The sequence below is a fragment of the Autumnicola aciditolerans genome, from assembly GCF_041679265.1.
In the GTDB taxonomy this organism is placed as follows: Bacteria; Bacteroidota; Bacteroidia; order Flavobacteriales; family Flavobacteriaceae; genus Autumnicola.
Genome location: NZ_JBGFSM010000014.1, coordinates 1 through 12828, shown reverse-complemented (window position 1 = coordinate 12828; position 12828 = coordinate 1). Strand labels below are relative to the sequence as shown.

The 12828-nt window shown below is 40.1% G+C and carries 11 protein-coding genes; 9 read left to right on the top strand and 2 right to left on the bottom strand.

Translation table 11 applies throughout. The annotated features are described in order from the left end of the window. Positions 1 to 116: 116 nt before the first annotated feature. Positions 117 to 1529, top strand: coding sequence for a TlpA family protein disulfide reductase (locus AB8M93_RS14455; RefSeq protein WP_373058926.1), 1413 nt, complete (start codon positions 117 to 119; stop codon positions 1527 to 1529). A 126-nt stretch (positions 1530 to 1655) separates the two neighbouring features. Here the strand turns inward: AB8M93_RS14455 and AB8M93_RS14450 are convergent, their stop codons facing one another. After that, positions 1656 to 2426 carry a sterol desaturase family protein gene (locus tag AB8M93_RS14450; protein WP_373058924.1) on the bottom strand — a complete coding sequence of 257 codons (771 nt, stop codon included), beginning with the start codon at positions 2424 to 2426 and terminating at the stop codon, positions 1656 to 1658. 162 nt (positions 2427 to 2588) lie between these two features. Between AB8M93_RS14450 and AB8M93_RS14445 the strand changes: the two genes are divergently transcribed. From AB8M93_RS14445 to AB8M93_RS14415, 7 genes are all read left to right on the top strand, one after another. Beyond that, positions 2589 to 3209 (top strand): TetR/AcrR family transcriptional regulator, encoded by a 621-nt coding sequence (locus AB8M93_RS14445; RefSeq protein ID WP_373058922.1) that lies wholly within the window; start codon positions 2589 to 2591, stop codon positions 3207 to 3209. After that, positions 3199 to 4536, top strand: coding sequence for a TolC family protein (locus AB8M93_RS14440; protein WP_373058920.1), 1338 nt, complete (start codon positions 3199 to 3201; stop codon positions 4534 to 4536). Before AB8M93_RS14445 ends, AB8M93_RS14440 begins: the two co-directional genes overlap by 11 nt. Positions 4537 to 4554: 18 nt before the next feature. Continuing rightward, positions 4555 to 5637: an HlyD family secretion protein gene (locus AB8M93_RS14435; RefSeq protein WP_373058918.1), complete on the top strand. Its 1083-nt coding sequence runs from the start codon at positions 4555 to 4557 to the stop codon at positions 5635 to 5637. A gap of 3 nt (positions 5638 to 5640) precedes the next feature. Beyond that, positions 5641 to 7218: an MDR family MFS transporter gene (locus tag AB8M93_RS14430; RefSeq protein ID WP_373058916.1), complete on the top strand. Its 1578-nt coding sequence runs from the start codon at positions 5641 to 5643 to the stop codon at positions 7216 to 7218. A gap of 160 nt (positions 7219 to 7378) precedes the next feature. After that, entirely contained in the window at positions 7379 to 8008 is a 630-nt protein-coding gene (locus AB8M93_RS14425) for a hypothetical protein (RefSeq protein WP_373058914.1), read from the top strand. A gap of 576 nt (positions 8009 to 8584) precedes the next feature. Then, positions 8585 to 9622, top strand: coding sequence for a patatin-like phospholipase family protein (locus tag AB8M93_RS14420; RefSeq protein ID WP_373058912.1), 1038 nt, complete (start codon positions 8585 to 8587; stop codon positions 9620 to 9622). A 57-nt stretch (positions 9623 to 9679) separates the two neighbouring features. Next, positions 9680 to 10438, top strand: a complete 759-nt coding sequence (locus AB8M93_RS14415; RefSeq protein WP_311535108.1) for a TrkA C-terminal domain-containing protein — start codon at positions 9680 to 9682, stop codon at positions 10436 to 10438. A gap of 33 nt (positions 10439 to 10471) precedes the next feature. On the opposite strand, the gene AB8M93_RS14410 is transcribed toward AB8M93_RS14415, so the two are convergent. Beyond that, positions 10472 to 11746 carry an alginate export family protein gene (locus AB8M93_RS14410; RefSeq protein ID WP_373058910.1) on the bottom strand — a complete coding sequence of 425 codons (1275 nt, stop codon included), beginning with the start codon at positions 11744 to 11746 and terminating at the stop codon, positions 10472 to 10474. 122 nt (positions 11747 to 11868) lie between these two features. On the opposite strand from AB8M93_RS14410, the gene AB8M93_RS14405 reads away from it, so the two are divergent. Further along, positions 11869 to 12768, top strand: a complete 900-nt coding sequence (locus AB8M93_RS14405; RefSeq protein ID WP_373058908.1) for a molybdopterin molybdotransferase MoeA — start codon at positions 11869 to 11871, stop codon at positions 12766 to 12768. The last annotated feature ends 60 nt before the right edge of the window (positions 12769 to 12828 follow it).

Genomic DNA, 12828 nt, shown 5'->3' with positions numbered 1-12828 from the left:
TCTAAGAATTAACGTTTTGAAAATTCCTTTTAACGCCCGGTTAACACTACTCCCTCTTATCAGCTTCTATATTTGACCTGATCTTTTAATACCGAAAACCGAAGTCTTTTCCTTAGATGAGACACTATCTAATTCCTATTATCTCAGTAATTTTACTGGGTACAGCCTGTAACAGGTCTTCCAATTCATCCGGTAGTACCTACATAGGAGGAGAAATTGTAAATCCCAATGTAGACTATGTGGTTTTGTCCAGAAATAATAGAGATTTGGATACCCTTCCACTAGATGAGGATAACCAGTTTGGAAAACATCTGCAAGGTCTGGAAGCCGGAATTTACACCCTAAAGCATCCTCCGGAAAATCAGATATTATATCTGGAGCCAGGGGACAGCCTGCTAATATGGCTAAACACCCTTCAATTTGACCGCTCTTTAAACTTTAGCGGAAGAGGTGGCGAAAAAAGCAATTTTCTTCTGGACATGTTCCTCAATAATCAAAAAGATAATGACCTTATACTTTCAAATTTCAAGGTAAAACCTGAAAAATTCGCTCAAATTACCGATTCTATCCGCCAGGCAAGGCAGCAAAAATTTGAAAAACTTGAGCAAAAACAAAAATTTTCAGATGAATTCAAACAGATTGCTCACACGGTAATTAATTATGAATTCTATGACCTGAGAGAACGATATTCTTTTTTGATCAACAAGTATTACCACAGCCTTATAGCTGAAATTCCTGAAGATTTTCACGATTACAGAGACAGTATAAATTTTAATAATAAAGAGCTACAGCGGTATTATGTATATACCAACCTTATAGATGATTATTTGCGCTCCAAATCTATAGAAGATTGTGATACCCTTGCGCCCTCTGCAAATAATTGCTATAATCTCTCAAGCTATCGCAATATAAAAAGACGCATTATTCTAATAGATTCTCTTACTTCTCTCCGGGAGATGAAAAATGAATTCCTGGACCGTATGGCTGCCCGTGGCATTACCATGGCCAACACCCAGGAACGTGTAGATTCCATTATACAGGTATTAAAGGAGGTAAACTATGAAAACATTAATCAGGCTAAGGAATTAGCTACCATTCACCGCAATTATTTCGTAGGAACTTCTGTAAACCAGAATAAGCTTTTAAACACCTCTGGAGAGGTGACAGATTACCGGGAAATTCTTAGAAAACCTACTATTGCTTTTGTATGGTCCATACATGCACCTACACACCATATGTGGCAGCACAAGAACATACAGGAGCTGCGCAGAAAATATCCCGCCATAGATTTTATTGGAATTAATATAGACGAAGGGGAAACTTCAGAATGGCTGCGTACGCTTGAAGCCAGCAACTATAACAAAAAATTTGAATACCAGATCACCAACCGCAATATAGATAAAGAAGTTTTTAGGAAATACATCTACAAGATCTTCTTTATAGATCCTTCAGGAATAATCGTGGACGGCGATGCAAAGATCCAAAGCCCTAATTTTGAAACGGAAATTCTGGAATTCCTCAACCGTTGATTTCTAACAGCACAATTCCATTCAACCAATTTTGAAATTAATGATTTTACAAATATGCTTAGAACAGTTTAAGAAACTGAGATAAGCATTACTTAAGGCCGGAGCCAAAAAATTTTCCTGCATCCATTATTCTGTCTTTGCATTCCCGAGAGCATTTTCCATATGTTCACTTTCGGTATCCATCCACCGGTCCCAAAATGTAAAGTAGAGCCCGTAATTGGTCTTAAATTCGGTATGATGATAATGGTGATGGGTGGCGCCAATAAATTGTTTGCCAATGTTGCTTTGCAGAAAGCGCTTCGGATAAATTTCAATATCCAGATGGTTCACCACGCTGCTAAGCGTCATCAGCAAAAGATAAAATCCCAGTACATAAATATTAACAGGAACAATGAGGAGGATTATGGGAAGAATTATGGCTTCCAAAACAGATTCCCAGGGATGAAAAGAAAAAGAAGTCCATGGCGTAGGAGTAAAACTATCGTGATGTACCTTATGCACCTTTCTGAATATCTGAGGATTGTGCATCCAGCGATGTACCCAGTAATAATAAGTTTCATGAAGAAAAAGCACAATAGCAAGGCTAAGCGGCAAATACCATAATTCGTAAGCGTTAATATCAAGATAAATGGCAGTAAAACCATTTTGCCAAAGCCAGTACAGTATTGCCCCGGAAACGGCAAAAATGGCCGAAGACCATATACTCCACTTAATTTCGTTTTTTAACTGGCCTTTCCTCAGCTTCCTCCTGCTCAGGCGCTGGTATTTCTTTGGATGCTGCACATAATAATAGTAGTAGAACATTCCTGCGGCCACGAGATACCTGAACAGCACGGCAACAAAAAAGATCAATATACAAACCAGGAATAGTTCCGGCCTATTTACATCCAACAGCATCACACTTTTTTAATTCTAAGATACAAATATACTTTTCTTCCTGTAATTGTAAGCAGCGGGAGCTAATCATAAGAATTTCTAATACCACATCAGAAAAAAATATTATTAAACAAACGTTTAATTTAAACAATCGTTTAATTTTGCATAGCAATTAAAACAGAAATGGAGTTAAACGAAAAACAAATTCAGATCCTAAAGGTGGCAGAAAAGCTTTTTGCTGAAAATGGCTTCGATGGGACTTCAGTAAGGAACATTGCCAAAGAAGCCGGGGTAAACCTGGCCATGATTTCCTACTATTTTGGTTCTAAAGAAAAACTACTTAGCACGCTGCTCCTTTATAGGATGGCAGATTTCAAGATCCAGATCAATACGGTTTTAAGTGAAGACAGGGGGTTTATTGAAAAAGCTGAAGCTATTGTAGGCCTGGCCATAAAACGCATTCACCGTAACCGGCGCATGTATAAAATCGTGCACTTTGAATATTCCAATCTTAGCCGGAATGTGAATTTTAACCAATACGTAGAAAAAAAGAAAGAAAATTTTAAAGTTATCGAGGTTTTCATCAAAGAAGGCCAGGAAGCAGGTGTGTTTTCTAAAAATGTAAATATCCCGCTTATGTTTTCTACCATTACCGGCACTTATTTTAATTTTTACTATAACAAAAGGTTCTTCCAGGACATGCACAACCTGCAGGGAGAAGCCTCTATAGACGATTATATTTTCAACATTTTAACCCCACACGTACAAAGAACAATAAAAGCACTTTTAACTTATGAGGAGTAAATTCTTATTGCTTTTCGCGCTGTTTATTTTTGCTGCGGAAGGTATTAAAGCCCAGGAAAAAAAATTAGACCTGGAAGAAGCGGTAAACCTGGCACTTAACAACAGTGACGAAGCTAATGCAGCGGAAGCCAGGGTAACTACTGCTAGCCATGAACTACAAAGTATTAAAAACAATCAGTATCCAGATTTTGAAATTTCAGGGCAGTACATGTACCTTACCAATGCCGATGTAAACCTTCAGCTTTCCACCGGAAATGGAAATTCTGAAGACCCTGAAACTTCGGAAGGTGCAACTACAGAAGCGGCCACTCCGGAAATTAATCAGCTGTTGCTGGGGCAGGCCAGTATTTCTTTACCGGTATTTTCAGGCTTTAAATTGAAGAATTCTATTAAAGCCGGTAAAAATCAATTCAATGCCGCGCAATCCAATGCTGAAAATGATAAAGAACAGTTGGCGTTGCAAACCATTCAGAATTATTTAAACCTTTACAAGGCCAGGAAAACGGTAGAATTAATTGAAGAAAGCCTGAAAACCGCCCAACAGCGGGTAAAAGATTTTACCGCCATGGAGCAAAACGGCCTTTTGGCAAGAAATGACCTTTTAAAGGCCCAGCTTCAGGAATCCAACGTGCGCCTTAGTTTGCAGGAAGCCAGGAAAAATGCTGAAATTCTTAATTACAGGCTGGTCCTTAACTTAAAACTTCCTGAAGATACCAAAATTGGTATTAATGAAGAGGAAGTTGGCGTAGCAGCCCTTCAGCAAACTTCAGCAGAATTGAGCAGGAGTGACCTGGAAGCGCTGGAATTTCAGAAAGAAGCGGCCAGGGATAATATAAAAATCGCGCAGGGAAATTACTACCCTTCTATTGGGTTGACCGGCGGTTATATTGCGCTGGACCTGGAAAATGCTCTTACCGTATCCAACGCGATGAACATTGGCGTGGGTGTGTCTTATAACCTTGCCGATATTTTTAAAAATAAGAGCGAGGTTAAAGTTGCCAAAAGCAGGGCTCAGGAACTGGAATATCATCTTAATATGATGGAAGACCAGGTGAAATTGCAGGTAGAAAATGCGCAGGAAGACTATAACCTGGCCATGGAAAAACTTTCGGTTTATTCGGAATCTGAAGAGCAGGCAATGGAAAATTACAGGATCGTAAAAGACAAGTATGATAATGGGCTTCAGGACACCAACGATCTTTTAGAAGCCGATATGCAGCAACTGCAGTCTAAAATAAACCTTGCCGTGGCCCGGGCAGAAATTTCAGAAAAATACTTTGAATTGCTTAGGGCAAAAGGAATACTAATCAACAAATTCAGCAAATAACAAATCATTTTGACAAAAATGGAACAGAAGAAAAAAACAAATAAGAAATTCATTAGCATCATTGCGGTTCTGGTAGGGATTGGGCTTATTTACGGCGGATATAAGTTTATTCATTCCCTTTCTCATGAAGAGACAGACGATGCCCAGGTAGAAGCCAATATGACTGCTATTATCCCTCACGTAGGAGGTTATGTGGAGCATGTATACGTAGAAGATAACGAACAGGTAAAAGCAGGCGACACTTTATTTATAATAGATAACAGGGACTATCAGGTTAAACTTCAGCAGGCAGAGGCAAACCTTGCCGCAGCCACCAGCCAGCGTGGTGTAGCCGAAGCCAGCATTGGTTCCTACCGTGCCAACGCGGCCGCTTCCAACGCGCAGGTAGGCTCTGCTTCTGAAAGTATTGAAGCCGCAAAAATTCGTCTTTGGAGGGCTCAGAATGATTTTAAACGCTATGAAAATCTTTATAATAACCACTCTATTACCGAGCAGCAGTATGAGCAGGCTTTAGCTGAAAAACAACAGGCAGAGCGGCAGCTGGAAGTTCTTAAGAATCAGCAGCAGGCCACCGCAAGCCAGCGGAATGCTGCAAATTCGCAAACAGAAATCTCTGAAAAACAGGTTTCTGTTGCTGAAGCTAATATTAAAAGCGCACAGGCTGCCCTGGATGCCGCAAAATTAAACATGGATTATACTGTGGTTACCGCACCTATAGACGGACAGCTATCTGAAGTTGATCTACAGGAAGGCCAGTTTGTACAACCCGGGCAGGCTTTATTTTACCTGGTGAATACGAAAGAGAAATGGGTAGTTGCTAATTTTAAAGAAACCCAGCTGGAAAAGATGAATATTGGCCAAAAGGTAGGAATTGAAGTAGATGCTTATCCAGACATGGAATTTGAAGGAAAAATAAGCGCATTCTCTCCGGCAACCGGTGCAAGATTCTCTCTTTTACCTCCGGATAATGCTACAGGAAACTTTGTAAAAACAGTACAACGTCTTCCGGTAAAAATAGATTTTACCGAAACCAATGATGCGCAAAAATTGCAAAAACTGCGTTCAGGGATGAATGTAGAGGTAGATGTACATTTAAACTAAATTATGCAGCAAGAAGAAAACAACCTGGTAGAATATGGTTTCAGAAGGGTAATTATTACTATTACCGCAATTTTATGTGCTCTTCTTGAAATTATAGATACTACCATTGTAAACGTGGCGCTAAATGACATGCGCGGTAGCCTTGGCGCCACTCTTACAGATATTGCCTGGGTAATTACCGCATATGCCATTGCCAATGTTATTATTATTCCTATGACCAGCTGGCTTTCCAAGCAGTTTGGCCGGCGGAATTATTTCGCAGCTTCCATCATTATTTTTACCATCGCCTCTTTCCTCTGCGGAAATGCAACTAACATCTGGGAGCTTGTTGCCTTTAGGTTTATCCAGGGTATGGGTGGTGGCGCACTGTTGGTTACCGCCCAGACAATCATTACGGAGAGTTATCCGCTTAAAAAACGCGGGATGGCCCAGGCTATTTATGGAATGGGCGTTATTGTTGGCCCTACCCTTGGCCCTCCTTTGGGAGGATATCTGGTAGACCACTTCTCCTGGCCTTATATCTTTTATATTAATATTCCTATTGGGATCCTGGCAACTTTCCTTACCCTAATTTATGTTAGAAGTCCTAAATATGGTGAAAAATTAAAGGTAAATCAGGTAGACTGGTGGGGTATTGTCTTACTGGCAACTTTTATTGGTTCCCTACAGTTTGTGCTGGAACACGGGCAACAGGACGATTGGTTTGAAGACTCCCTGATTGTAAGCCTTAGCCTCACATCTTTATTTGGGTTAATCCTCTTTATCTGGAGGGAGCTGGTTTATAAACACCCCGTGGTAAACCTGCGGGTACTAAGGGACAGCAATCTGGCCATGGGAACGGTGATGACCTTTATCCTGGGATTTGGCTTATTTGGATCCACTTTTATTATTCCAATTTACACCCAGTCCATTTTAGGCTGGACAGCCACCGATGCCGGATTGTTGCTCATCCCAAGCTCGATTACCACCGGTTTAATGATGCCCATAATTGGAAAACTACTGGAACGCGGGGTACCCCAAAAATACCTTGCCGCAGCAGGATTTAGCATCTTCTTTATTTACAGCTACTGGATGTATAATCTTATGACGCCAGATACAGGCTCAGAATTAATGTTCTGGCCATTGGTGGTAAGAGGTGTTGGATTAGGGTTGTTATTTGTACCAATTACCACATTATCCTTATCCACCCTACAGGGAAAAGATATAGGAGAGGGTGCTGCTTTTACGGGAATGATGCGCCAGCTGGGAGGATCCTTTGGAATTGCCATTATCACCACTTTTATTTCCAGGCTTAATCAGCAGCACCGGGTTGACCTTATCCCCAATATTTCCAGCATAAATTTCCAGGTACAGGAAAGGATCGCTGGTTTAAAACAAATGTTTATAAGCAAAGGGTATAGCGCTAACGAGGCCCTTAGCCGGGCTTACGAAGTGCTAAACGGTAGTATTATGAAACAGAGCACGGTCCTCTCCTATATGGATATCTTTCTATACCTGGGAATATTGTTTTTAATTTGCGTGCCCTTTGTACTGCTTATTAAAAAAGGCGCAGGAAAAGTAGATACCTCCTCTGTACATTAAATCTCCCCCACTGTAAGTTGATAGAGCGGATTTTTCTTACGCAGGGAAATCTGCTCTTCTTTTTCTTCAGAGAATTAACGAAGGTGAAGGCTATAAGCTATAAACTGCTTAAACAGTTGCTTTAGCGCGACTATATAGTTACCTTTAACAGAAACAAGCTATGAAACGGTTTTTTCTTTTACTTTTGGTATTCTCTCTTGCCGGATGCCATTCTGCAAAAATAGTGAATACTCAAAGCCCGGGAAAAATGGAGGACCGTATCCTGAGGGACGCGGTCATTATAGGAATTACTTCCGAAACTCAGGCCGGAAGCTATTTTGAAAACCGTTTGGAAAAAACTTTGGAAAGAGAAGAGGTACATGCGGTATCGGGTTATGATTCTTTAACTTATTCCTTCCAGAACATGAGGGCAGCTGAAGAAGCACTGGAAAAAACAGGAACAGATCTTCTGGCAAAAGGCTATAAAACCGTATTGATAAGCAAAATTGAAGATGTGGAAGAAAGGCCCAACTTCTTTCAGTTCCTTGGAAATGTATGGGGAAGTAATCAGGAAGTGCCTGAAGATGCCAATATGGAAAAAAAACCGGCCCCGGTTGAGAATGATGCCGGAAGCAACAAAATTTACCATTCCAATACAGAAGTTTATGCCTTAACCGAAAATGGTAAAACGTTAATCTGGAGCTGTTCCCTAGAATTAAAGAATCCAAGGAAATTTAAGAGTAGCGTAAAAAAATATATTAAGGCACTCACGCGGGCCATGGAAAAAGATCATATTCTTCCGGAAGATTAAAATTTTATATTTTTCTCTGTTCTTTAAAAAACCCATTCCGTTTGGATACCAGTTCAAAAACCAGTATTCTGGATTTTCAATCAATCTTTGTAATATTACAGCGGGGTTTTCATTTCAGAAATAAGCTGGTTGAGATTTTCAGCAGATTTCATGAGATCTTTTTCGATTCTTACTTTTAGGCAGGATTTTCCTTTTATCTTCAATGGGAATCGCACATTTGCCAATCAGCCTTTCAAAAAAAGATCCTCCTGGAAAAATAGCCTTGTTTTCCTTGGCCGTGAGGCAATAAAGCGCTGTCTACATATTATCTGAAGAACATCGCCTTTCCGGATATTATAGAAGAACTCAGGGTAGTAAATTCCATATTTTACCAATAAGCCACTGAAAAACATTTTCTTAATAAATTAAATCATCATATGATGGCAATTATTTTTGCTAATTTTAAGCAAGGGAGTCAATAATGTTAAGTTGAATACTATTGAGGATGGTTTGGCCGAAATGGATGAAAATTAGATTTTTCAGAAGTACTATTTTTCCAGGCCATTCTGTTTCCTTTCAATCTAAAGCCAAAGCAGTATGAAAAAGATACGGATTCTTTCGCTGGACGGGGGCGGGATAAGAGGCATTCTTCCAGGCACCATAATTACTTATTTAGAAGAACAAATTCAGCAAAAAACAGGGAACAGCAATGCTGCCATTGGAGAATATTTCGATTTTCTCTCCGGTACCAGTACCGGAGGCATATTATCGCTCATCTACCTGTGTCCCGATAAGGAAAAAAATCACAAATTCAGCGCAAAAGAGGCTTTGAACCTATACCTTAAACTGGGAGGTGAAATTTTTAATGTAAGCCTGAAGAAAAAAATTGAAAGTATGGGCGGCATCTGTGATGAGAAATATGAGGCAAAAGACCTGGAGTATGCCCTGGACCAGTATTTTGGAGAAAAAGTGCTGAGTGAACTCCTAAAACCCTGCCTGGTTTCCAGTTATGATATACGAAACAGGAAAGCACATTTTTTTACCAGCCTGGATGCCAAAAGCGAACTTTACAATTATCGGCTAAAAGATGTGGCCAGGGCAACCTCTGCCGCGCCAACTTATTTTGAACCGGTAAGGATAAATTCCCTCTACGGCACCCCTCATGCCCTGGTAGATGGAGGGGTATTTGCTAATAATCCCGCTTTATGCGCTTATGCCGAAGCACGCACCATCCGCTTTTCTGAAGTCCTGAATACTGCTGAAAAACCCGATAAACCATCGGCAAAGGACATGTTGATTGTTTCTGTTGGAACGGGATCTGTAAAGCAGCCTTATCCTTACGAAGATTATAAAGATGCCGGGGTTTTAAAATGGATCAACCCGCTAATTGACATTATGATGAGCGGTAATTCTGAAACAGTAGATTATCAGTTAAAAAAAATATATGATACGCTTCCGGTTGAAGATTGTGAAGATTATTACCGCATCCAGCCGGAGTTAATACACGCAGATAGCGCTATGGACAATGCCAAACCCGAAAATTTAAAAGCTTTACATGAAGATGGACTGGCAGCCGTAGAAAAAAACAAAGAACAGCTGGATGAAATTGTGAAAAAGCTGATTGAGAATCATTAAAGGAGTTGTCCCTGATATTTCTGTAGAACTTTTTATCTTAGAAATAAATTACAGGAAGTGGCAGCTATCATTTCACTATTAATCATTATTTCCTTTTCCCTGCTTACCACCCGTATCGGCAGCCTGGCATTAATCCACACCGGCCTGTCTAAGGAAACTGCAAATTTCCAGGCACGTTCGGCTTATTTGGGAGTTGGTTTTACCACAAAAGAATCTGAAATGGTGGTAAACCACCCGGTAAGGAGAAAAATACTTACCGTACTTATTTTTCTTGGAAATGCGGGAGTTATCACCACCATATCTTCAGCTATTTTTAGTTTCATTTCCCTGGAAGATTCCGGATTCTTCTCCTGGGAGGTGCTGGTATTATTTCTAGGGCTTGGCTCCCTTATATTTTTGTCGCAAAGCAGGTGGGTGGATAAAAAGCTATCGGTTATCATCAATAAAGCATTAAAAAAATATACCAGCCTAAATGTAAAAGATTATTATAGTTTGCTCCATTTATCTGAAGATTACCGCGTAACCGAGATCAAGGCACGGGAGCACGACTGGATTACCGGAGCCCCGCTTAGCCAACTCGAATTACATACTGAAGGTTTACTTGTACTGGGAATTAAGCGTTCAAACGGGGAATATACAGGTGCGCCAACAGGAAAAACGAAAATCAACAAAGATGATGTGGCGATTATTTACGGGTCCTCTTCCCGTCTCCAGTCTTTAGACGAAAGAAAACAAGGACCCCTGGGGGATGAGGAGCATAGTAAAGCCAAGCAAGAAAACTCTGAAGTCCTTCATGAGCCTGGAGAAAGGGACTAGAAAAATTTCAGGAATTCTCTTCCCGGAGCAACTTTATTTATCTGAAAAATGATGTTTTAAGAGTACAGGATTAATGATAAGCTGTATCCATGCCCAGTTATTGGTATTATCAGTGCTCCTCCCTGCCTTGATAAGGCTCATACTTTCTGAAGCAAACATATGGGAATATCCAATATTCATTTGCACATCCTGCAGGATCTTTTGGGTATACACCGCATCCAATTCAGTTCCCAGGTATCGGTCTGCATTTTCAATTAATTCAGCATTTGAAGAAAAATAATGGCCTTTAAGAAGCAAAGAAGATTTTTCACCGGTTCTAAAAACAATCTTTCCATAAAAATCATTTAAACCAACGCTATTTGCATGATTTCCTACGTAGAAATAATCCATAAATCCATTAAACTTATGATTGGTCCCATACAAGGGGAAAAAAGAATGGTTTTCTCCTGTAGCGTTTTGGCCTGTTCCACTTAAAATTTCCATTCCCATACCAAAAAGCGTCTTTTGAGGTTTATAAGAAGCATCTAAGGCAAACTGGTAGGCGCTTAAATCCCGGGAAGGAGAGGCTTTGCCAAATTGATAATATGCGCTTCCTGAAAATTTTAAATCCTTTAGCGGAAATTCAAAATAGGTTCCCGCCGTCTGCCGGTTGTAAACCCCGTCTGCCAGTTCATTATTCTCATCCAGAAATTGCTGAAAGCCATTATTGAGGAACAATAAACTTAAAGCCGAATTTTGCCAGTTTTTGCTGAAGTGTACATATTGCATGGTTTTATAGCTAAAAAACCCTGAAATTGTATAAAGTGTGCCCAATTGCCGTTGGTTTTCCTGGCTGTAAGCAAACCCAAGATCTAGTTGAAGCCCTTCCCTGCGATATTTAAGCAAAGCGGCATCATGGAATCTCCCCTGCATTGCCCAATCCAGCCCGCCAAAAATCCGCTGATCGTCATAAGATATTACTTGCCTGCCCAATTTGGCAAACCAGTGTTCACTTAATTGCACTTTGGCCCATGCCTGGAACAAAGAAAAGGAATCATTGGCATCATAATCCAGGATTTGCCGTGTATCTCCCCAGGTACTTACGTCCTGCAGACTTAGAAAAACCTGCAGCCTTTCTGCTAAATATCCCAAATTAAGGCGTGATCGCTGTACTACAAAGGCTGCAGGATCTGCATCATCAGGAAAAAGGTTTCCAAACCCATGCCGGTATTCAAAACGGGGCCTTAGATCTACATCTATAGAAAAGCTCTGGGAATTTGCTGTTGTTACAAGAAAAAACAGGGATAGGAAATAATAGTTATTTTTCATGGTTGGAAGTTTAGATGAAGGTCAAAAATATCAAAATCTCTCAAAACTAAGTATAATTACTTAATTTTATTTTTATTTTTAAGTACTAATACGGTATATTTGAAAAACAGAAGACGGTATATATGATTCCGGTAAAAGAAGCCTTGGCATTGATAGCACAATGGACACCCCACCTAAAGATCATTGAAACCGATCTTATGGACGGAATAGATATGGTACTGGCTAAGGATGTTTATTCCCCCCTTAATATGCCTCCATTCCGGCAATCTGCCATGGATGGTTATGCAATTAAATGGAGCAACAAAGAGAATTATAAAATTATTGGAGAGTCAAAAGCCGGAGATAATAGGCAATTTCAACTTAATGAAGGAGAAGCGGTACGCATATTCACCGGGGCCATGGTTCCAAAAAATGCCGATACTGTTGTTATCCAGGAACACGTAGAAGAAGCTTCTGAAAGAATAAGTATTAAAAAAATGCCTGCCAAAAGAGCCAATATTCGGGCAGAAGGAGAGCAGATACTTAAGGGGGTAAAGGTTTTAGAGAAAGGAAGCCAGGTAAATGAGGCTTCTATAGGCCTGCTTGCCGGCCTTGGTCTTAAACAAATAAAGATTTTTAAACCTCCTGAAATTGGGCTGATGGTAACGGGAAATGAACTTGAACAGTTGGATGAGCCCCTTGCGCCTGGAAAAATATATGAAAGTAATTCCCTTATGCTAAAGGTAGCCTTGAAAAGGAACAATTTCCCGAAGGTAAAATTTTACCAGGCAAAAGATAATGCCAAAGAAACTGCCAGACTTATAAAAGAAGCTTTAGCAAATAACGATGTATTATTGATTTCAGGAGGTATTTCTGTTGGGAAATATGATTTTGTACAACAGGCACTTCTGTCTAACGGAGTAAAGGAAATTTTTTATAAAGTTAATCAGAAACCGGGAAAACCATTGTGGTTCGGGGCTAAAGGCGAAAAGAGGATTTTTGCCCTGCCAGGCAATCCTGCCTCCATGTATATATTAATATAGAACTACCCCACATTTCAATTTAAAAGTATACCACTTATTACCAACTTGAACGTCCAACCA